This window comes from Streptomyces sp. NPDC001493, from assembly GCF_053597235.1.
Genome location: NZ_JBSFHV010000018.1, coordinates 1 through 20811 on the forward strand (window position 1 = coordinate 1; position 20811 = coordinate 20811).

General features: G+C 71.7%; 23 protein-coding genes. 12 read left to right on the forward strand and 11 right to left on the reverse strand.

From position 1 onward, the window contains the following. Positions 1-88: 88 nt before the first annotated feature. Positions 89-1315, reverse strand: a complete 1227-nt coding sequence (locus ACWCWD_RS24175; protein WP_327174410.1) for an acyl-CoA dehydrogenase family protein — start codon at positions 1313-1315, stop codon at positions 89-91. Between the two features lie 181 nt (positions 1316-1496). Here ACWCWD_RS24175 and ACWCWD_RS24180 point away from each other — a divergent pair, with 181 nt between their 5' ends. Beyond that, complete coding sequence (locus ACWCWD_RS24180; protein WP_450775505.1) at positions 1497-2144, forward strand: TetR family transcriptional regulator; 648 nt, start codon at positions 1497-1499, stop codon at positions 2142-2144. Between the two features lie 25 nt (positions 2145-2169). Here the strand turns inward: ACWCWD_RS24180 and def are convergent, their stop codons facing one another. Beyond that, positions 2170-2727 carry a peptide deformylase gene (def, locus tag ACWCWD_RS24185; RefSeq protein ID WP_450775507.1) on the reverse strand — a complete coding sequence of 186 codons (558 nt, stop codon included), beginning with the start codon at positions 2725-2727 and terminating at the stop codon, positions 2170-2172. Between the two features lie 113 nt (positions 2728-2840). On the opposite strand from def, the gene ACWCWD_RS24190 reads away from it, so the two are divergent. The 6 genes from ACWCWD_RS24190 (at position 2841) to ACWCWD_RS24215 (ending at position 8251) form a co-directional block, all read left to right on the forward strand. Then, positions 2841-4079 (forward strand): MurT ligase domain-containing protein, encoded by a 1239-nt coding sequence (locus tag ACWCWD_RS24190; protein WP_450775509.1) that lies wholly within the window; start codon positions 2841-2843, stop codon positions 4077-4079. A gap of 31 nt (positions 4080-4110) precedes the next feature. Next, positions 4111-4839 (forward strand): type 1 glutamine amidotransferase, encoded by a 729-nt coding sequence (locus ACWCWD_RS24195; protein WP_386893780.1) that lies wholly within the window; start codon positions 4111-4113, stop codon positions 4837-4839. Between the two features lie 186 nt (positions 4840-5025). After that, complete coding sequence (locus ACWCWD_RS24200; RefSeq protein ID WP_450775511.1) at positions 5026-6051, forward strand: 6-phosphofructokinase; 1026 nt, start codon at positions 5026-5028, stop codon at positions 6049-6051. 146 nt (positions 6052-6197) lie between these two features. Continuing rightward, positions 6198-7151 carry a cytochrome c oxidase assembly protein gene (locus ACWCWD_RS24205; RefSeq protein WP_450775513.1) on the forward strand — a complete coding sequence of 318 codons (954 nt, stop codon included), beginning with the start codon at positions 6198-6200 and terminating at the stop codon, positions 7149-7151. 66 nt (positions 7152-7217) lie between these two features. Continuing rightward, positions 7218-7376 (forward strand): hypothetical protein, encoded by a 159-nt coding sequence (locus ACWCWD_RS24210; RefSeq protein ID WP_450775515.1) that lies wholly within the window; start codon positions 7218-7220, stop codon positions 7374-7376. A gap of 167 nt (positions 7377-7543) precedes the next feature. Further along, entirely contained in the window at positions 7544-8251 is a 708-nt protein-coding gene (locus ACWCWD_RS24215) for a lysophospholipid acyltransferase family protein (RefSeq protein ID WP_450775517.1), read from the forward strand. Between the two features lie 87 nt (positions 8252-8338). On the opposite strand, the gene ACWCWD_RS24220 is transcribed toward ACWCWD_RS24215, so the two are convergent. The 7 genes from ACWCWD_RS24220 to ACWCWD_RS24250 all read right to left on the reverse strand — a co-directional run bounded on the left by ACWCWD_RS24220 (position 8339) and on the right by ACWCWD_RS24250 (position 14613). Continuing rightward, positions 8339-9916 (reverse strand): alpha/beta hydrolase, encoded by a 1578-nt coding sequence (locus tag ACWCWD_RS24220; protein WP_450775518.1) that lies wholly within the window; start codon positions 9914-9916, stop codon positions 8339-8341. 174 nt (positions 9917-10090) lie between these two features. Next, positions 10091-10861, reverse strand: a complete 771-nt coding sequence (locus ACWCWD_RS24225; RefSeq protein WP_450775520.1) for an urease accessory protein UreD — start codon at positions 10859-10861, stop codon at positions 10091-10093. Further along, positions 10858-11535, reverse strand: coding sequence for an urease accessory protein UreG (gene ureG / locus ACWCWD_RS24230; RefSeq protein WP_450775522.1), 678 nt, complete (start codon positions 11533-11535; stop codon positions 10858-10860). Before ureG ends, ACWCWD_RS24225 begins: the two co-directional genes overlap by 4 nt. A gap of 65 nt (positions 11536-11600) precedes the next feature. Continuing rightward, positions 11601-12263 carry an urease accessory protein UreF gene (locus ACWCWD_RS24235; RefSeq protein WP_450775524.1) on the reverse strand — a complete coding sequence of 221 codons (663 nt, stop codon included), beginning with the start codon at positions 12261-12263 and terminating at the stop codon, positions 11601-11603. A gap of 13 nt (positions 12264-12276) precedes the next feature. Then, positions 12277-13998 carry an urease subunit alpha gene (locus tag ACWCWD_RS24240; protein WP_450775526.1) on the reverse strand — a complete coding sequence of 574 codons (1722 nt, stop codon included), beginning with the start codon at positions 13996-13998 and terminating at the stop codon, positions 12277-12279. Next, positions 13991-14302: an urease subunit beta gene (locus tag ACWCWD_RS24245; protein ID WP_450775528.1), complete on the reverse strand. Its 312-nt coding sequence runs from the start codon at positions 14300-14302 to the stop codon at positions 13991-13993. Before ACWCWD_RS24245 ends, ACWCWD_RS24240 begins: the two co-directional genes overlap by 8 nt. Positions 14303-14310: 8 nt before the next feature. Beyond that, on the reverse strand, positions 14311-14613 hold the full coding sequence (locus ACWCWD_RS24250; RefSeq protein ID WP_450775530.1) for an urease subunit gamma: 303 nt from the start codon (positions 14611-14613) through the stop codon (positions 14311-14313). A 527-nt stretch (positions 14614-15140) separates the two neighbouring features. On the opposite strand from ACWCWD_RS24250, the gene ACWCWD_RS24255 reads away from it, so the two are divergent. The 3 genes from ACWCWD_RS24255 (at position 15141) to ACWCWD_RS24265 (ending at position 17523) form a co-directional block, all read left to right on the forward strand. Next, positions 15141-15449, forward strand: a complete 309-nt coding sequence (locus tag ACWCWD_RS24255) for a hypothetical protein (RefSeq protein ID WP_450775532.1) — start codon at positions 15141-15143, stop codon at positions 15447-15449. Between the two features lie 101 nt (positions 15450-15550). Further along, the gene (locus tag ACWCWD_RS24260; RefSeq protein WP_450775534.1) at positions 15551-16489 is read left to right on the forward strand and encodes a hypothetical protein; all 939 of its coding nucleotides are present in this window, start codon (positions 15551-15553) and stop codon (positions 16487-16489) included. Positions 16490-17052: 563 nt separating this feature from the next. After that, positions 17053-17523, forward strand: a complete 471-nt coding sequence (locus ACWCWD_RS24265) for a C40 family peptidase (protein ID WP_450775536.1) — start codon at positions 17053-17055, stop codon at positions 17521-17523. 106 nt (positions 17524-17629) lie between these two features. On the opposite strand, the gene ACWCWD_RS24270 is transcribed toward ACWCWD_RS24265, so the two are convergent. Continuing rightward, entirely contained in the window at positions 17630-18061 is a 432-nt protein-coding gene (locus tag ACWCWD_RS24270) for an ATP-binding protein (RefSeq protein WP_450775538.1), read from the reverse strand. A 226-nt stretch (positions 18062-18287) separates the two neighbouring features. On the opposite strand from ACWCWD_RS24270, the gene ACWCWD_RS24275 reads away from it, so the two are divergent. Together ACWCWD_RS24275 and ACWCWD_RS24280 are read left to right on the forward strand one after the other, a co-directional pair. Beyond that, positions 18288-19157, forward strand: coding sequence for a helix-turn-helix domain-containing protein (locus ACWCWD_RS24275; protein WP_450775540.1), 870 nt, complete (start codon positions 18288-18290; stop codon positions 19155-19157). 124 nt (positions 19158-19281) lie between these two features. After that, on the forward strand, positions 19282-19500 hold the full coding sequence (locus ACWCWD_RS24280) for a DUF397 domain-containing protein (RefSeq protein ID WP_450775542.1): 219 nt from the start codon (positions 19282-19284) through the stop codon (positions 19498-19500). 79 nt (positions 19501-19579) lie between these two features. Here ACWCWD_RS24280 and ACWCWD_RS24285 read toward each other — a convergent pair whose 3' ends face one another. Continuing rightward, positions 19580-20728, reverse strand: a complete 1149-nt coding sequence (locus ACWCWD_RS24285; protein ID WP_450775544.1) for an 8-amino-7-oxononanoate synthase — start codon at positions 20726-20728, stop codon at positions 19580-19582. Positions 20729-20811 lie beyond the last annotated feature (83 nt).

Below are 20811 nucleotides of genomic sequence, written 5' to 3' on the forward strand. Positions count from 1 at the left end.
CCCCGGTGCCCGCCTGCGGGCCGCGGCGGGGGTCCGCGGCGGGGGCGCCGGGGGTACGTACCCCCGGCGCCCCGGCCGTCGCGGTGGGTCAGCGGATCGGCATTCCGGAGAGGGTGCGGGCGATCACCAGGCGCTGGATCTCGCTGGTGCCCTCGAAGATGGTGTAGATCGCCGCGTCCCGGTGCATCCGCTCCACCGGGTACTCGCGGGTGAAGCCGTTGCCGCCGAGGATCTGGACGGCCTGGGCGGTGACCTGCTTCGCGGTCTCGCTGGCGTAGAGCTTCGACATCGAGCCCTCGGCCGAGGTGAAGGGCTTGTTGGTGGTGGCCATCCAGGAGGCGCGCCAGACCAGCAGCCGGGCCGCGTCGATCCGGGTGCGCATGTCGGCGAGCTGGAAGGCGATGCCCTGGTTGTCGATGATCGGGCGGCCGAACTGGGTGCGCGTCTTGGCGTAGTCGAGGGCGACCTCGTACGCGGCGCGGGCGGTGCCGACCGCCATGGCGCCGACGGCCGGGCGGGAGGCCTCGAAGGTGGCCATCGCGGCGTTCTTCACCCGCTCGCCGCCCGACTTCGCCCGCTCGCGGGCGCGGGCGAGGCGCTCGTCGAGCTTCTCCTTGCCGCCGAGGAGGCAGTGGCCGGGGACGCGGACGTCCTCCAGGACCACCTCGGCGGTGTGGGAGGCCCGGATGCCGTGCTTCTTGAACTTCTGCCCCTGGGAGAGGCCCGGGGTGTTCGGCGGCACGATGAAGGAGGCGTGGCCCTTCGAGCCGAGTTCGGCGTCGACGACGGCCACCACGACGTGGACGTTGGCGATGCCGCCGTTGGTCGCCCAGGTCTTGGTGCCGTTGAGCACCCACTCGTCCTTGGCCGCGTCGTAGACGGCCCGGGTGCGCATCGAGGCGACGTCGGAGCCTGCGTCGGGTTCGGACGAGCAGAAGGCGGCGAGTTTGACGTCGTCGGCGTCGCCGTACATCTGCGGGATCCAGGTGCCGATCTGCTCCTCGGTGCCGTTGGCCAGCACGCCGACGGCCGCCAGGCCCGTACCGACGATCGACAGGGCGATGCCCGCGTCGCCCCAGAAGAGCTCCTCCATCGCCACCGGGATGCCGAGGCCGGTGGGGTCGAAGAACTGCTGGGCGTAGAAGTCGAGCGAGTAGATGCCGACCTTGGCCGCCTCCTGGATGACGGGCCAGGGGGTCTCCTCACGCTCGTCCCACTCCGACGCCGCCGGCCGGATCACATCGGCGGCGAAACCGTGGAGCCAGTCGCGTACCTGCTTCTGGTCGTCGTTGAGCTCAAGCGTGAACTCTGCCATGTTCCCCTCCATGTACTGCCCGACATCGCGTTACTTACGGTAACAGCAGTCTGTTACCGGCAAGTAGCCGCTGTCAACCGCCCCTGGACCGGTCGGCGCCCCGTCGGAGCGGGGTGTTACGTTGCCCGGGCGCGCGCAAAGCGCCAGGCCAGAGGTGTCAGGGGTGGGGAAAGGGCGACAGATGGAGACCGCACGACAGGTCGATCGGCAGCGGACGGCGGCCGAGCAGCGACGCCGGGAACTGCTGGAGGCAGCCGACCGGGTGGTGCTCAGGGACGGCCCCAGGGCTTCCATGAACGCCATCGCCGCCGAGGCGGGCATCACCAAGCCGATCCTCTACCGCCACTTCGGCGACAAGGGCGGCCTCTACCGCGCCCTCGCGCAGCGCCACACCGACGCCCTGCTCAGCAACCTGCGCGCGGCTCTCGACGCCCCGGCCGAACGCCGCCGGCGGGTGGAGAACACGCTCGACACCTACCTCGCGGCCATCGAGGCCCGTCCGCAGGTCTACCGCTTCCTCATGCACCCGTCGGACGACACCCCGGCGCCCGAGCAGGGGTTCGACACGGGCCGGCACTCCGTGCCCCTGCTGCGTCGCCTGGGCGAGGAGCTCGGCCAGGTCATCGCGGAACGGGTGGACCTAGGCGCCGACGGCGAGGAGACGGCCCGGATCTGGGGACACGGCATCGTCGGGATGATGCACGCGGCGGGCGACTGGTGGCTCGGCGACCGGCCCGTACCCCGCGAACGACTGGTACGCAGCCTCGCCGACCTGCTCTGGGGCCGGCTGGCCGAGGTCGGCGACCGGCCGGGCGCACCCGGCTTCTGAGGGCCCCCGCGGCCGCTGCGGCGGTTCAGGACGTGGTTCGGTCCTGGGTGGCCCAGGGGGCCCGGCGGGCCTTGCGCAGCGCCCGCGCCCGGCGCAGTCCGGTCAGCCGGTCGGTGTAGACCGTGCCGTCCAGGTGGTCGCATTCGTGCTGGAGACAGCGCGCGAACCAACCCGTACCGGTGATCTCCACCTCGTCGCCGGTGACGGTGCGCCCGCGCACCACCGCCCGGTCGAAGCGCGGGGTGCCCGCCTCGATGCCCGGCAGCGACAGGCACCCCTCCGGGCCGCGTACGGTGATGCCGTCCGCCTCCACCAGCCGGGGGTTGACCACGTGGCCGAGGTGGCGGACGTCATCGTCGTCCGGGCAGTCGTATACGAACACCCGGAGCGGCACACCGATCTGGTTGGCCGCGAGGCCGACCCCCCGGGCCGCGTACATGGTGGCGAACATGTCCTCCACCAGCCGGGCGAGGGAGGGACCGAAATCGGTGACGTCCTCGCAGGCACGGTGGAGGACGGGGTCGCCGAGGGTGCTCACGGTACGAATGATTCCGGAACTGCCGGGGATCGGGCGGTTTCGCATGGCCGTAAGGGTACGGTCCGGCTTGACCGCCCCGTTCCGTGGTGCCGCGGTGCGGCCGTCGCTCCGGACATCGATAGGCTGGGCGTGGACCGATGCAAGGAGGATCTAGGACGATGGCAGGCAACACGGAGCCGTTGTCGCCGCGGGCCAAGCTGGCCGTGACGGCGGGCAAGGCCGCGGCGGCGGTGTCGCGCGCGGCGGGGCGTGGCAGCGGATCGGTGATCGGCGGCCGGGTGGCGCTCAAGCTCGACCCCGACCTGCTGGGGCGGCTGGCGCAGCACCTGGACGTGATCCTCGTGTCGGCGACGAACGGCAAGACGACCACCACCCGGCTGATCGCCGAGGCGCTGCGGGCCGCCGGGCCCGTCGTCTCGAACGCGCTGGGCGCGAACATGCCCGCGGGCATCACCTCGGCGCTGGCCGGCGGATCGGACGCCCGGTTCGGCGTGATCGAGGTCGACGAGAAGTACCTCGCCGGAGTGGCGCGCGACACGACGCCCAAGGCGATCGCGCTGCTCAACCTCTCCCGCGACCAGCTCGACCGCGCCGCGGAGACCCGCATGCTGGCGGAGCACTGGCGCGAGGGACTGGCGGGCTCGAAGGCCGTCATCATCGCCAACGCGGACGACCCGCTGATCGTCTGGGCGGCCTCGTCCTCCCAGAACGTCGTGTGGGTGGCGGCCGGCCAGGCCTGGAAGGACGACGCCTGGTCCTGCCCCTCCTGCGGCGGTGTGATGCAGCGCCCCGGGGACGACTGGTTCTGCGGTCAGTGCGGTTTCCGCCGTCCGGCGCCGAGCTGGGCGCTCAACGGCGACTACGTACTCGACCCGCACGGCTCCGCGTGGCCGATCCACCTCCAGCTGCCCGGTCGCGCGAACAAGGCGAACGCGACCTCGTCGGCCGCCGTGGCCGCCGTCTTCGGCGTGCCCCCGCAGGTGGCCCTGGAGCGGATGTACCAGGTGCAGGCCGTGGCGGGCCGCTACGACGTGGTCTCGTTCCACGACCGCGACCTGCGGCTGCTGCTGGCGAAGAACCCGGCCGGCTGGCTGGAGACGTTCTCGCTGATCGACCCGCCGCCGACGCCGGTGATCCTCTCCGTGAACGCGCGCGGCGCGGACGGCACGGACACCTCGTGGCTGTGGGACGTCGACTACACGCAGCTGTCCGGTCACCCGATCTTCGTGCTCGGGGACCGCAAGATGGACCTCGCCGTCCGGCTCGAAGTGGCCGGTCTGGACTTCCGTGTCTGCGAGACCCTGGACGAGGCCGTCCAGCTGGCCCCGCCCGGCCGTATCGAGGTCATCGCCAACTACACCGCCTTCCAGGATCTGCGCCGTCGTGTCGGCAACTGATCCCCGCCAGGGCCTCCGGAGAGGACGAAGCATGAGCAACAACGGTCTGCGTCTGGTCTGGGTCTATCCCGACCTCCTCAGCACCTACGGCGACCAGGGCAACGCCCTCGTCGTCGAGCGGCGGGCACGGCAGCGCGGTCTCGACGTCCAGCGGGTCGACGTACGCAGCGACCAGCCGATCCCCACGTCCGGTGACATCTACCTCATCGGCGGCGGTGAGGACCGGCCGCAGCGGCTGGCGGCGGAGCGGCTGCGCCGCGACGGCGGGCTGAGCCGGGCCGCGTCGAACGGCGCGATCATCTTCTCGGTCTGCGCGGGTTACCAGATCCTGGGCCACGAGTTCATCAACGACCTCGGGGAGCGGGAGCCCGGGCTCGGTCTGCTCGACGTGGTGACGACCCGCGGCGAGGGCGCGCGGTGCGTCGGTGACGTCCTGGGCGACATCGACCCGAACCTCGGTCTGCCGCCGCTCACCGGTTTCGAGAACCACCAGGGCGTCACCCATCTCGGACCGACGGCACGTCCGTTCGCCCGGGTCCGGGTGGGGCGCGGCAACGGCACCGGGGACGGCACCGAAGGCGCGTACAGCGACACCGTGTTCGGGACGTACATGCACGGTCCGGTGCTGGCGCGCAATCCGCAGATCGCCGATCTGCTGCTGAAGCTGGCCCTCGACGTCAACGCGCTGCCGCCGGTGAACGACCACTGGTACGAGGCGCTGAGGTCCGAGCGGATCGCCGCGACGACCCAGCCCGCCTGATGTATCGGCCCTGTTTCAGCTGAGGTACGCACCTTGTTTCGCCTGAGGCGATTCCGGCTCAACTGAGCGGAGTCCAGCAGGCGGACAGTGGGTTCGGTCCCGCCACCCTGCGCCGGTAGGGTGGCGGGTATTCAGCCGGACGACGCGGTCCGGTCGTCGGCCCACGTTGCAAAGGTTCCTCGGGCAATGCGCATTGGTGTCCTCACGTCCGGCGGCGACTGCCCCGGCCTCAACGCAGTCATCCGCTCCGTCGTGCACCGGGCGGTTGTCGACCACGGCGACGAGGTCATCGGCTTCCACGACGGCTGGCGCGGCCTGCTGGAGTGCGACTACCGCAAGCTCGACCTCGACGCGGTCGGCGGCATCCTGGCCCTCGGCGGCACCATCCTCGGCTCGTCCCGGGTCCAGCCCGCGCACCTGCGCGGTGGCGTGGAGCGCGCCAAGGGGCACGTCGCCGACCTGGGCCTGGACGCGATCATCCCGATCGGCGGCGAGGGCACGCTGAAGGCGGCCAACCTCCTCTCCGAGGCGGGGCTGCCGATCGTCGGCGTACCGAAGACCATCGACAACGACATCGCCTCCACCGACGTCACCTTCGGCTTCGACACCGCGGTGGGTGTGGCCACCGACGCGCTGGACCGGCTGAAGACGACCGCCGAATCGCACCAGCGGGTGCTGATCGTCGAGGTCATGGGCCGTCACACCGGCTGGATCGCCCTGCACTCGGGCATGGCGGCCGGTGCGCACGCCATCGTGGTGCCGGAGCGCCCGTTCCACATCGACGAGCTGACCAGGGTCGTCGGGGAGCGCTTCTCGGCCGGCAAGAAGTTCGCCATCGTGGTCGTCGCCGAGGGCGCCAAGCCGCAGGACGGCACGATGGACTTCGCCACCGGTTCCCAGGACATCTACGGCCACGAGCGTTTCGCGGGGATAGCGTCCCAGCTCTCGGTCGAGCTGGAGCAGCGCCTCGGCAAGGAGGCCCGCCCGGTCATTCTCGGCCACGTGCAGCGCGGTGGTACCCCGACGGCGTACGACCGTGTGCTGGCCACCCGGTTCGGCTGGCACGCGGTGGAGGCCGCGCACCGCGGCGAGTTCGGCATGATGACGGCGCTGCAGGGCACGGACATCAGGATGGTTCCGCTGACCTCCGCGGTGGAGACCCTCAAGACCGTTCCCGCGGAGCGGTACGCCGAGGTGGAGTGCGTCCTCTGACGCTCTCCCCGCCCCGCCCCGCTCCGGCTTTCGGCGAGGAGCTGCCACGACACCCCGGGACTGCCCCCGGCCGCGAGTGCGGTCGGGGGCAGTCCTAGTCTGGACCGGACAACCGGCACGAATCGTCCCCCAGCAGGAGTGAACAGATGGATCACGGCGGGCACGGCATGAACATGGATCTGCCGCCGTTCACACTGGGCCGCGGGCTCGCGTTCTCGGCGGACCCGTTCTTCCTGGTCGGCTGCCTCGCGGCCTTGGCCCTGTACGGCTGGGCCGTGGTGCGGCTGCGGCGGCGCGGGGACGAGTGGCCGGTCAACCGGATCGCCTTCTTCGTCGTCGGGGTGCTCAGCATCGCCCTGGTGATGTGCACCCGGCTGAACGACTACGGCATGGTCATGTTCAGCGTGCACATGATCCAGCACATGGTGATCAGCATGCTCTCGCCGATCCTGCTGCTGCTCGGCGCGCCGGTGACCCTCGCGCTGCGGGCGCTGCCGGTGGCGCGGCGGCGCGGCGGCAAGGGCCCGCGCGAGCTGCTGCTGATGCTGCTGCACAGCCGCTACATGAAGATCATCACGCATCCGGTCTTCACGATCCCGCTGTTCATCGCGAGCCTCTATGCCCTGTACTTCACCCCGCTCTTCGACTTCCTCATGGGATCGAAGCCGGGGCATCTGGCGATGATGGTGCACTTCCTCGCGGTCGGGCTGGTCTTCTTCTGGCCGATCATGGGGATCGACCCCGGGCCGCACCGGCCCGGGTACGTGATGCGGATGCTGGAGCTGTTCGCGGGGATGCCGTTCCACGCGTTCTTCGGCATCGCCCTGATGATGGCGTCCCAGCCGATGGTGGAGTCGTACAAGCACCCTCCGGCCTCGCTGGGCGTCGACGCGCTGAGCGACCAGAGCTGGGCGGGCGGTATCGCCTGGGCCTTCAGCGAGGTGCCGTCCGTGCTGGTGCTGATCGCGCTGGTCTTCCAGTGGTACCGCTCCGACCAGCGGCTCGCGAAGCGCGAGGACCGGGCGGCGGACCGGGACGGCGATCAGGAGCTGGCGGCGTACAACGCGTATCTCGCCTCTTTGCAGACGCGCGGACGGTAGCGCGGCACCCGCCTGCGGGGCGACCATGGACCCAACGGCCGCGCGGCCGACGAGGAGCGTGCGCGCATGTCCGGATCGACGAAGTCCATGGGAGTCATCACCGTCACGGCCCTGGTGGCGGTGACGGCGTACACGGTGGCGCTGGGGAGCAACGGCTGGCTCTGGTTCGGCTGGGTGGTGCTGGGGCTGTGCACGCTCGGCATGCTCGCCGTCCGGGACGCCTGACGGGGGCGGGCGGACCGGGTTCCCGGGTCCGCCCGCCCCGGGTGTCCCGCCCGCGCACCAGGGGCCCACGGCGTCGCACGGCTTAGACTGACGGGCCCGCACCCCCTGGACGGGTGTCCGGTACGAAGCAGCCCGAGGCCGATCCGGCAGAACGAGGTTCACCCTCCGTGTTCTACTACGTACTGAAGTACGCCGTGCTCGGCCCGCTGCTGCGGCTGCTCTTCCGGCCCCGCATCGAGGGGCTCGACCACATCCCCGCGGAAGGAGCCGCGATCGTCGCGGGCAATCACCTTTCCTTCTCGGACCACTTCCTGATGCCGGCCATGCTGAAGCGCCGCATCACCTTCCTGGCGAAGGCCGAGTACTTCACCGGCCCCGGGATCAAGGGGAAGCTGACGGCGGCGTTCTTCCACAGCATCGGCCAGATCCCGGTGGACCGGTCGGGCAAGGAGGCGGGTGCGGCGGCCATCCGTGAGGGGCTCGGGGTCCTCGCCAAGGGCGAGCTTCTCGGCATCTACCCGGAGGGCACCCGCTCGCACGACGGGCGCCTCTACAAGGGCAAGGTGGGGGTCGCGGTGATGGCCATCAGGGCGGGGGTTCCGGTGATCCCCTGCGCGATGGTCGGCACCTTCGAGATCCAGCCGCCCGGGCAGAAGGTCCCCAGCATCCGGCGGGTCACGATCCGTTTCGGGGAGCCGCTGGACTTCTCCCGGTACGCGGGGCTGGACGGCCAGAAGGCGGCGATCCGGGCCGTCACGGACGAGATCATGTACGCGATTCTGAATCTGTCCGGGCAGGAGTACGTCGACGAGTACGCGGCGAAGGTGAAGGCCGCCGGCGCGGCCGCCGCGAAAAGGTCCGGCCCGGAACGCTGAGGCCCCCGGGCTCCGTCCGGACCGGGGGGGGCGGGTGGCCGAGGACGTGTCCGGCCACCCGCACCCCTTTCGAGGCGGGACCTGTGGTTACGGCACGGGCGTGGCGTGCGGGGTGCACGTCACGTCGTGCCGGTCGGTGCGGCCGGTGAGCAGGTAGGTGTCCACCCGCTGGTTGATGCAGGTGTTCACGAGGCCGGTGACCCCGTGCGATCCGGCGTCCTTCTCGGTGATCAGCCGGGAGCCCTTGAACCGCTGGTGCAGCTCGACCGCTCCCTCGTACGGGGTGGCGGCGTCACGCGTGGACTGCACGATCAGGACGGGCGGGAGGCCCTTGCCCGTCTTCACCTCCAGCGGGGTCTGCCGTTTGGTCGGCCAGGTGGCGCAGGGGAGGTTCATCCACGCGTTGGCCCAGGTCAGGAACGGGTAGTCGCGGTGCAGCCGGGTGTTGTCCCGGTTCCAGGTGCGCCAGCTGGTCGGCCACTGCGCGTCCGCGCACTCGACCGCCGTGTAGACGGCGTTGCTGTTCTCGGTGGCGATGTTGCCCGCGGTGTCGCTCAGGTCGGGGGCGATGGCGTCGACGAGCGCCTGGGTGTCGCCGGCCAGGTAGTCGCTCCAGGTCTGGGCCACGGGTGCCCAGGTGGAGTCGTAGTACGGGGCGCTCTGGAAGAAGCCGATGAGCTCCGCGGGGCCGACGACGCCGCCGATCGGCTTCTTCTTCGCGGCGGCGCGCAGGGTGAGCCATGCCTGCTCGACCTTCTGCGGGGTGTCGCCGATGTGGTAGACGTCGTCGTGGAGGGCGACCCAGGCCTGCCAGTCCTGCCAGCGGTTCTCGAAGGCGACGTCCTGGCCGAGGTTGGCCTCGTACCAGATGTTGCTCTGCTCCGGGTTGACGACGCTGTCCACGACCATGCGGCGCAGGTGTCCCGGGAAGAGCGTGCCGTAGACCGCCCCCAGGTAGGTGCCGTAGGAGACGCCCAGGTAGTTCAGCTTCTTCTCGCCGAGTGCCGCCCGGATCACGTCCAGGTCGCGCGCGGTGTTGAGGGTGGTCATCTGCGGCAGCAGATCGCCGCTGCGCTCGGCGCAGCCGGCCGCGTACTCGGCGGCGAGCTTGCGCTGGGCCAGCTTGTCGGCCTCGGTGTCCGGGACCGGGTCGGCCTTGGGGACCTTGACGTACTCCTGCGGGTCGGCGCAGGAGATGGGGGCGGAGTGGCCCACGCCGCGCGGGTCGAAGCCGACGAAGTCGTACGCGGCGGCGACCTTGGTCCAGATCGGGTTCTTGTTGGTGATCCGGGTCGGGAAGCGCAGGCCGGAGCCGCCGGGGCCGCCGGGGTTGTAGACGAGGGCGCCCTGGCGCTCGGCGGCCGTCCCGGTGCTCACGTGGCGGTCGACGGAGAGCTTGATCTGCTTTCCGTACGGCTTCGCGTAGTCGAGCGGGACGGTCACCCAGCCGCACTGGATGGGCTTGGGAAGCGCGTAGTCGGCGGGACAGTCCGCCCAGTCGATGCCCGTGCGCCCGGCGCGGTCCGCGGCGATCGCGGCACCACGCGCCTCGGCCGCGCCGGTGTGCCGGTTGTCCGCTCCGGCGGCCGGTGCGGCCGTCATGCCCGCTATGAGCGTCCCCGCGATCAGAGTGCCGGCCGCGCCGAGCACTGCAGTGCGTCTCAAGTGGAACCTCCCCCATGGGTGTCGCGCCGCGTGGAGCGGCGCGGATCTACGGTTTCCCGTGGATCATTTCCCCTGTGAGGTTCCTGAGAACAGGGCGGAGCGCCCTTTCTTTGCCGAACCGATAACCGGTAACTGCTGTACTGCTCAGCGAACTTGGCTCGTTCTGCCGTTGAATCAGCTCATTGCGGGGGCTGTTGAGTCGTCGGTTACGAGCGCCAGGGCCCTGTCCAGGACCGCACGCAGCAGGCGCGCGTCGGCGGCGACGGCCGTGACCAGTGCGGCGGGACCTGCCAGCGGGGTCAGGACGGCGGTGGGGCCGAGGAGGCGGGTTTCCACCGGCTTCTCCTCGAACTCCGGTTTCACGATGAGGAGTTGCCCGACCGCCCGATGGCCGCCCAGTACGGCGGGACCGTCCCATCCCCCGGCCGCGCCGGGACCGTAGGAGAGCTCCTGGTCGAGCAGCGGGCGCCCGCCACGCCGCACGGTGAGGCGGGTGGTCAGGGCGCCGGTGGGTTCGCCGTGGCGGCCGAGCACCTGTTCCTCGCGGAGTACCAGCCGCGCGGTGGGGGCGAGGTGGACGGTGGTGGCCATCCGCAGTTCGCTGCCCCGGGCGGAGATCAGCTGCTCCGGGAGCCAGTGCAGCTCGGCGTCCTCGCCCACGGTCAGCCGGACGTCGTAGTGGGCGGGGGCCGGGCCGGGGAGCGCGACGGTGGCGGCGGCGGCGCCGACGGTGAGCCGGGTCCCGTCCCCGGCGTCCACCTCGACGGCGAGGCGGTCGCCGCCGAGGGGTGCGCTCATCGCGCCGACGACCGTGACCCCCGCGTACGGTGCGCCGGCCCGGGTCCGGCGGAGCGCGAGGGGGCCGTCGCTCTCCAGCACCGGCAGCACGGTGGCACGCCGCCCGTCCGCGACGGCGCGGATGCGGGCGGTGGCGGTGACGCTCACGAGGACCAGGCGGCGAGCTGGGACCGCACCCAGCCGGCCACCGGGGCGACTCCGTCGGCGGAGGTCAACGAGGTGAAGACGACGGGCAGTTCACCGCGCTGCTTGGCGGCGTCCTCGGCCATCCGGTCCAGGTCGGAACCGACGTACGGGGCGAGGTCGGTCTTGTTGACGACGAGCAGGTCGGCGGTGGTCACGCCGGGGCCGCCCTTGCGCGGGATGTCGTCGCCGCCGGCCACGTCGATGACGAACACCTGGGCGTCGACGAGCCCCTTGGAGAAGGTGGCGGTGAGATTGTCGCCGCCCGACTCGACCAGGATGAGGTCGAGCGGGCCGACGCTGTCCTCCAGATCCTCGACCGCTTCGAGGTTGGCGGAGATGTCGTCGCGGATGGCGGTGTGGGGGCAGGCGCCGGTTTCGACGGCCTGGATGCGCTCGGGCGGGAGGACCGCGTTGCGGAGCAGGAACTCCGCGTCCTCGCGGGTGTAGATGTCGTTGGTGACCACGGCGATGGAGAACTGGTCGCGCAGGGTCCGGCAGAGGGCCGCGACGGTGGCGGTCTTGCCGGAACCGACCGGTCCGCCCAGTCCGATGCGCAGGGCGCGGCGTGTGCCGTCAGGCCGTGCGGCGTCCGCGCCGACCGCGGCGGGTCCGTCGTGCGAGTGGTCGAGATGCATGGTGCGGCTCCTGGGGGCTGTGGGTTGCGGGTGCGTGTGCTGCCGGCACGCGTGTTCCCTTCGCGTCACGACGCGAAGAGGCGGACCGGCCACGTGGCGTGGGTCTCGGCGGCGATGTCGAGCAGCGGGGCCGAGGCGGCGGGCAGGGCGTCGATGCCCTGCCGGGCGGCCGCGGTGGCCTGTTCGGCGACGCGGTCGAGTTCGGGGGCGAGCCGGGCGAGGACGGCGGTGGCCTCGAAGGGGTCGAGCGAGAGCAGCCGGACGACGGCGGTGGCGGGCCCGCCGACCGCTTCGTACGCGGCGCAGTGCGCGGCGTCCTCGGGGGTCAGCCCGGCCGAGGCCGCGGTGAGCCCGAGGACGACGGGCTGGTGGGCGCCACGGGGCCGGGCGGCCGCGAGCGCGTCCAGGGCAGGGCTCGGCCAGGTGGACCTGGCTGCCCTCATCAACTGGCGGCCGAGCTTGCGGGCGGTGGCCCGCAGGGCGGGTGAGGGCGTACGGGCGTCCGCCGCCTCGTCGAGCGCGAGCGGGTCGTGGCCCAGGGCCGCCGCCGCGGCGAGCGCGGCGGCGGTGAGGCCGGTGGTGTGCAGACGGCCCCGGCAGAAGTCTGCGAGGTCGCCCGCGTCGCGGACGCGTCCCGCCGTGACGGCCGGTTCGGCCCCGCCGGAGTGGGCGTGGCCTCCGGCCGGGAACCGGCCGTCGGCGAGAACGAGCAGGGCTGCGCGTGACATGGGTCCCGCCCGATCAGAAGAGGAAGTAGCGCTGGGCCATGGGAAGTTCCCTGGCCGGTGCGGGTTCGACGAGGTCCCCGTCGATCGTCACGGCGAAGCTGTCCGGGTCGACCTGGACGCGGGGCAGTGCGTCGTTCTCCCGCATGTCGGCCTTGGTGACGCCGCGGGTGCTGGTGATCGGCACGAACCGCTTGCCGAGGCCGAGGCGTTCGGGCAGCCCGTCCTCGATAGCCGCCGCCGAGACGAAGTTGAAGGAGTTCGAGGCGGGAGCCCGGCCGATGGCGCCGAACATCGGTCTCGGCAGGACCGGTTGGGGCGTCGGGATGGACGCGTTCGCGTCGCCCATCTGCGCGTACGCGATCTGGCCGCCCTTGATGACCAGCTGGGGCTTCACCCCGAAGAAGGCGGGGTCCCAGAGGACGAGGTCGGCGAGCTTGCCGGTCTCGACCGAGCCGATCTCACGGTCGAGCCCCTGCGCCACCGCCGGGTTGATCGTGTATTTGGCGACATAGCGACGCACCCGGTGATTGTCGGCCGCGCCGTCGCCGGGAAGCGCACCCCGGCGCGCCTTCATGACGTGCGCGGTCTGCCAGGTGCGCAGGACGACCTCGCCGATCCGCCCCATGGCCTGGGAGTCGGAGGAGATGATCGAGATGGCCCCGAGGTCGTGCAGGATGTCCTCGGCGGCGATGGTGGACGGCCGGATGCGGGACTCGGCGAACGCGAGGTCCTCGGGGACGGCCGGGTTGAGGTGGTGGCAGACCATCAGCATGTCGAGGTGTTCCTCGATGGTGTTGACGGTGTGCGGGCGCGTCGGATTGGTGGAGCTGGGCAGGACGTACGGCTCGGAGACGACGGTGATGATGTCGGGCGCGTGCCCGCCGCCGGCCCCCTCGGTGTGGTACGCGTGGATCGTGCGGCCCGCGATGGCGGCGAGGGTGTCCGCCACGAAGCCGGCCTCGTTGAGGGTGTCCGTGTGGATGGCGAGCTGGGCGCCGCTCTCCTCGCAGACCCGCAGGCAGGCGTCGATGACGGCGGGCGTCGCCCCCCAATCCTCGTGGATCTTGAACCCGAGTGCCCCGCCGCGCAGTTGGGCCCGCATGGCCTCGTGGGACATGGTGTTGCCCTTGCCGAGGAGCCCGATGTTGACGGGGTACCCCTCCAGCGCCTCGAACATCCGGGCGAGGTGCCAGGAGCCGGGGGTGACGGTGGTGGCCTTGGTGCCCTCGGCCGGTCCGGTTCCGCCGCCGACGAGGGTGGTGATCCCGGAGGACAGCGCCTGGTCCACCAGGGTCGGCGAGATGAAGTGCACGTGCGCGTCGATCGCGCCCGCCGTGAGGATCTTGCCGTTCCCCGCGATGATCTCGGTCTCGGGCCCGATGACGAGATCGGGGTGGACCCCGTCCATGGTGTCCGGGTTTCCGGCCTTGCCGATCCCGGTGATGCGCCCGTCGCGGATGCCGACGTCCGCCTTGACGATCCCCCAGTGGTCGATGACGACCACACCGGTGATGACCGTGTCGGGGGCGCCCTCGGCCCGGCTGGTGCGGGCCTGTCCCATGGACTCCCGGATCACCTTGCCGCCGCCGAACACCGCCTCGTCACCGGCCCGCCCGGGGCCGCCCGAGCGGTCCTCCTCGATCTCCACGAGCAGGGAGGTGTCGGCGAGCCGGATGCGGTCGCCGGTGGTGGGGCCGAACAGGTCGGCGTAGACGGCACGGTCGAGTTCAGCCATCGAGGGCACCTCCGGTTTCGCCGCGCAGGCCGGGCACGACGCGGGCGCCTGCGAGCGGCACGAGTTCGACGTCCACGGGGATGCCGGGCTCGAAGCGCACGGCCGTCCCGGCGGCGATGTTCAGCCGCAGGCCGTGCGCGGCCCCCCGGTCGAAGTCGAGGCCGGGATTGGCCTCGGCGAAGTGGTAGTGCGAGCCGACTTGTACGGGCCGGTCGGCCGCGTTGAGGACGGTGAGACGGGTGACGGGGCGGCCCTCGTTGATCGGCACGGCCCCGTCCGCGTACAGGATCTCTCCGGGAATCACGGCGCCCCTCAGACGATCGGATCGTGGACGGTGACGAGCTTGGTGCCGTCCGGGAAGGTGGCCTCCACCTGGACGTCGTGGATCATCTCCGGGATGCCGTCCATGACGTCGGCGCGGGTGAGCACCTTCCGTCCGGACGCCATGAGTTCGGCGACGGTCCGCCCGTCGCGCGCGCCCTCCAGGATGTGTGACGTGATCAGCGCGACCGCCTCCGGGTGGTTGAGCCGAAGCCCGCGCGCCCGGCGCCTGTCGGCGACGTCGGCGGCCACATGGATGAGCAGGCGTTCCTGCTCGTGCGGGGTGAGTTGCACGCTTCCACCTCATCGTCTCGCGCCCGGTCGTAACCCTGGACGCGGTACACCCGTCGGACGACGACAGCTCGTCGATCGCCGGGGCGGGCACACCGGTCAGACACCGCACGTTAGGGCGGAAGTTTTTCCGTCGCGTTAACTGGGCCGGTCACATGGGGACGCCGTCCGGTACGGAGGCACGGCCCCGGCGGGCCGGACCGCCCCCCGGACCGGTACCGCTGAGCCGCCCTCACGCCCTCGCCTCGTATACGGCGCGCACCGGACCGGGGCGCGCACCCCGTGCCGTCCCGGGCGCGTCCGGGCGCCGACATGGCCGGCCGGTCACCCGGGTAGTAATCCAGCAGCCCTCCCTGCCCGAACCCGTGCGGGGGCGACCGTCGGAAGTCGGGCCCGTCGCCGACGGCATCGACGGTGACATCGGCCGTGACCCTCGTCCTCCGCGCCGGAGCCCACCACTCACGGCCGCTCCGACCGCGTCGGAACACCGCACCGCGTACCCGCCACCGTGCCCCCACGAGGTGAACCCCATGCTGCCCCCGGAGTTGCCACCGCTTCCCGCGCTGACCCACGCGGAGGCGGAGTTCATCGACCGCTATCTCGCCGTCCTCGACCAGGTGGGCCGGATCAACCCCGCCCGGGGCAGCGACACCTACGCGGCACTGCGGGCGGCCCAGGCGCTGGCCTCGCACGCGGCGACGCTGCGGGACGCCCTGGCGCTGATGCACGAGCGCGGCGAGGACCGGATCCATGCGGCCACGCTGGCCCGGGCGCTGCGTGCGCTGGACGGGGAACGGCGGGCAGGGCGGGTCACCGTGCCGCCCGAGAACGGGAGTTGACGGGCTCGGCCTGCGCCGGAGCGACGGAAGGCGACCGGCCGCCCCTGCCTCGGCCCTGGCCACGGTGATCTCGGACGATCATGTTCCGTACGCTCCTGAACATGAATCGCTCCACCGACCACCTCCAGCCCCTCACCCGGCTCGTCGGCGGTGACATATGCGCCTACGAACCGGCCGCCGACACCTGGGGTGCTCTGCCGCCCGCCAATGCCTTCCGGCCGTCGGCCGGGGACGACGTCGTCGACCACACCGCTCCCCCAGGCCTGCACCACGTCTTCTACACGACCCTGAACGCGGCCGTCTGCGTGGCGGCCGACGGGGCCGAGGTCTGGCGGTCGGAGTTCGAACCGGAGTCGGACGAACGGTTCGGGCACAGGCCCGGCTGCGCCCTCTCGTCCGACGGGCTCGTGGCCTGGATCTACCGGCCCGTGGCCGGCCGGGGCCGCCCGGACCAGTGGGTCGCCCTGGACGCCGGAACCGGAGCGGTTCTCGCGCAGACGGATCTGGACACGGTCGGGCACGGTGGCATCCAGCTCGCGCACCGGGCGGGCGGCGAGATCCTCCTCGACGTGGGCGAGGGGCAGGACGGCTCGGTCATTTACCGGGCGTCGGTGTCGAATGGGCGGATGGACCTGTTCCGCTACCCCTGGGACGACAGGTGCCTCATCGGCCTTTCGCCCGACGGGCGTCACTTCATGACGGTCGATCATGGTCAGGGCGACATGGCCGTCCACACGTACCCGGACGGCGAAGTGAGGTTCGCCCTCTCCGTCGACGCCTTCGAGCACGACATGGAAGAGATCTACGTGGAGTGGAGCGGCGGATACCTGGACCGGAACACCGTCGTCGTCACGCTCGGCGGCGAGACGGAGGACGGGCAGGAGTGGTTTCGCCACTACCCCGTCGACGCGCGCACCGGCCGGGTCGGCGCCGCGTTCGACACGCACGGCGAGAACGCCTACGACATCCAGCCCCTCGGGGACGGGTCCTGGCTCACCAACGGCCCGGACGGCCACCCGATCCGCTGGAGTTCCTCATAGGTCCTGACAGGTCCTGGCGGCGCGACCCGGGCGGGATCCGGGCCGGACCGGAGCCGTTCCCCGATTCCGGCGACACGCCCGTGAGGAATATCCGATTTTCCGCCCATTCGGCGCAGAGGTTCGGTCCGCCGCACCGCCCTCCCGATGTGCGCTCCCCCGCGTTCTCCCCATCCCCCAAGTACCGCACCCCGCAGCCTCGGTGGAGGATCCCGGGGTGCGCGCCCCCGGCCGCGCGGGACGCTCCCCCACTCTCCCGGCGCAACGTCGGCCGACCGTACTGACTTCCTCTGCCACCTCGAAAATCCCGCACGGCCTGGGTCAAGATCCGTGGGACGACAAGCCCCCGCCACCCTGACGGGGCGGTCCGCGCGGACGCCGAGTCCTGCCGCCGCGCGGATGACGGGTCGACAGGAGTGGATCGGCAGGAGTGGAGGACCCGAGCACAACGGGTCGACCGGGCAACCGGCCGCCCCTCGGGGTGAAGCCGCAATGCGCGGCCGGGCGACTTCGCCAGCCCGAACCCGACAGGTCATCTTTCACAGGCGGCTGACGAAGGGTTGCGCATGACTGCGCAGGTTCATGTCCCGTCTCTGCTCACCCGGGCCGGTACGGCCTCGGTCCTCACTCTGGCCCTCAGCTCGACCATGCTGGCCCCCGGCCTGGTGTCCGACGCCGAGGCCGCCGTCCAGTCGACGAAGGCGCTCCGGGTCGCCGCGTCCAAGAAGGGCGCCCCTTACCAGTGGGGCGCCACCGGTCCCCGGCGGTTCGACTGCTCCGGGCTGACGCTCTACTCGTTCAAGCGGGTCGGCAAGAAGCTGCCCCGCACGGCGCAGCAGCAGTACAACAAGACGCGCCACATCACTTCCTCGCAGCGCAGGAGGGGCGACCTGGTCTTCTTCCACAGCGGTCGCAGCGTCTACCACGTGGGCATCTACGCCGGAAACGGCAAGATCTGGCACTCCCCGAAGACCGGTGCCGTGGTGCGCCTGGAGCGGATCTGGACGAAGCGGGTCTGGTACGGACGGGTGCGCTGACGCACACCGGGCCCCGTGCCGCCGGCGTGCGGCGCCCGGCCCGGACGCGGCAACGTGCGACGACCCCGCCGGGTCGCACGGTCGCCCGTACGGGCCGGGCGCGACGTCAGCTCCGCACCGGTACGGACCAGGGCAGCACGACCCACACGGTCTTGCCGCCGTCCTCGGTCGGGGTGACGCCGAAGCGTCCGCCGCACTCCCCGGCGAGGATCCGGATGATCGCCAGGCCCCGCCCGTTGTCCCGCTGCACGGCCGGGGGCAGCCGTCTGGGCCACCGGGGGTGGCTGTCCGTCACTTCCAGCCGGAGTTCCTCGTCGCGGTCGAGCACCAGCCGCACCGTGAACGTGGGCGACTGGCCCAGTGTGTGCAGGACCGCGTTGGTCGCGAGCTCCGAGACGATCAGCAGGATCGTCCCGGCGTCCTCCGTGTCGTCGTGCATGCCCCACTCCGCGAGGACGCGGGTCACGTGTCTGCGGGCCGCTGACACCGACACCGGATCGCTCGGCAGGGTGACATGTGCTTCCTGATGATCCGCCATGGCGACGCCGTCCCTTTCCGCCCGGCCGACCCCTATCGGCCCGGATTGTGCCTGGCGCCAGAGTGCCACCGCCGGACCCCATGCAGGCACGATCTGCCGAGATATGCATATATCTATCGCTCAATGCGGTGAACTCCGGCTCACCGGAGCTCGAACATTCGGCACACTTGCTTCCAGGTCGGCCGACGGAGCGGTCGACCGTGCCGCCCGGCGGAAGGAGACCGGAATGGGCAACGGCCCCGTCGTGCGCCGTCGCAAACTCGGGGAAGAGCTGCGGAGTCTGCGCCACTCGTCGGGACTCACGAGCCAACAGGCGGCATCGCTGCTGGGCTGGCACCAGTCGAAGGTGAGCAGGATCGAGACGGGCGCGAGCGGCGTGTCCCCGGCCGATGTCGGCCGCCTGCTCGACGCGTACGCCGTCGTCGATCCCGAACTGCGCACCCTGCTCTCGGCGCTGGCCGGGTCGGCGGACGGCCGCGACACGGGCTGGTGGCACGCCTACCGGGGCATCATTCCGCCGCAGTACCGCGACTTCATCGCCCTGGAGGCGCAGGCCGAGACCGCGAGAACACTGGAGACCTCGGTGGTCCCCGGACTGCTCCAGACCGCCGACTACGCGCGGTCGGTCACCGAGTCCGCGCTGGACGGCATACCGGGAGCCCATCTGGACGCCCTGGTCGAGGTCCGGCTCGCCCGCCAGTCGGTGCTGCGGTGCGACGCCCCGCTGCGGCTCACCGCCGTTCTCGACGAGGCGGTGCTGCGGCGCGAGGTGGGCGGGCGGCGCGTGATGCGCGAGCAGCTCGACCATCTCGTCAGCATGTCGGAACTCCCTCACGTGGAGATCCAGTTGGTCCCGTTCAGTGTCGGGGGGTACGTCGGGCTGACCGGCCCGTTCGTCATCTTCTCTTTTCCGACAACTTCGGCTCTGGATGTGGTCGTTCTCGACCACTTGACGCGTAGTCACTATCTGGAGCGGAAAGAGGATCTGGAGGCGTACGGTTCCGCTTTCCGCGCCATGCGAAGACGCGCTCTCTCGCCCGAGCGGTCGAGGGACCTCATCGCGGCGATCGGCCGCCAGGGCACGGGGCGAAAGTAGCGCCGTCCGCCCGGGGGCGGGCGGGACTTTCGGCACACGGCCTGGAGGCGGCCGTGACCAACACCCCAAACCCGGCCGGACCGCCGGACGGCCCCGGCAGCGTCCACCGATCCGAAGGAGCACCATGCCCGACCACCTGGCACCGCCCGCTTCCCCGTGGCGCCGCAGCAGCCGCAGTACCGGTATGAACAACTGCGTGGAGACGGCGGTGCATGGACCGGCCCTGCTCTCCGTACGCGACTCCAAGGACGTGGGCCGGGCCCATCTGTCCTTCTCCGCGCCTGCCTGGAGGGCGTTCGTGTGCGGCCTCCAGGAACCCGGCGCGGGCGGGATCCGGGGCTGAGCGCACCGGAACCGGGAGCGAGCGCGCGGGCCCGGGGGCGTACCGGCTGCGGTGACGTGGGCGGGCTTCCGCTCTCCGGTCAGGCGGTGCCCCTCGGAGCCGTACGGATGATCGTGTCCAGGGCGGTGTCGACCTGGTCGTCCGTCAGGTCGGCCCGGGCGGTGAGCCGCAGGCGCGAGACGCCGTCCGGGACCGACGGCGGGCGGAAGCACCCCACCGCGATGCCGGCTTCCCGGCAGTCCGCCGCCCAGCGGACCGCCGACTCGGGGGAGGGCGCCCGCACGGACACCACGGCGGCGTCCGGGCGGGCCGCGCTCAGCCCCGCCGCGGTCAGCCGTTCGTACATCCGGGTGGCGACCTCGCGCACCCGGGCGGCGCGCTCCGGCTCCCTCCGCAGTACCGCGAGGCTCGCGAGCGCGGCACCGGCGGAGGCGGGTGCGAGCCCCGTGTCGAAGATGAAGGTGCGGGCCGTGTTGACGAGATGACGGATCACCGGTGCGGGTCCCAGGATCGCGCCGCCCTGGCTGCCCAGGGATTTGGAGAGGGTGAGCGTGGCCACCAGCCCCTCGTCCCCCGACAGCCCGCAGGCGGCCGGGGCGCCGCGGCCGCTCGCTCCGAGCACCCCGAGACCGTGAGCGTCGTCGACGACCAGCCCGGCGCCCGCGCTCCGGCAGACGGCGGCGAGGGCGGTGAGCGGGGCGGCGTCCCCGTCGACGGAGAAGACCGAGTCGGAGACCACCAGGGCCGGTCCGGCGTGGGACTCCAGGGCCTTGCGGACCGCCTCGGGGTCGGCGTGCGCCACCACCTCGGTCCTCGCGCGCGCCAGTCGGCAACCGTCCACGATCGAGGCGTGGTTGGCCGCGTCGGACACGATGAGGCCGTCGGCCCGGGAGAGGGCGGTGAGCGCGGCGAGGTTGGCCGCGTAGCCGGAGGAGAACACCAGGGCGGCCTCGAAGCCGCAGAAGTCGGCGAGTTCGCGTTCGAGTTCCGCGTGGAGGGCGGTGGAGCCGGTGACCAGGCGTGAGCCCGTGGCACCCGCGCCCCACTTCCGTGCCGCTCCGGCCGCCGCCCCGGTCACCTCGGGGTGCCGGGTGAGCCCCAGGTAGTCGTTGCTCGCGAGGTCCAGCACCTCGGTTTCGGCAGGTCGCGGGCGCAGCGTGCGGACGAGTCCGGCGGCGGCGCGGCGGCCTGACTCCTCCTCGGTCCAGTCGAACGGGGCGAAGGCCATCGGGGGTCCCTTTTGTAGGCAGCTCACAGAGGGTAGCCGGGGGCGCAGCCGGTCAGGGTGTGGCAATACACACACATGCTCCC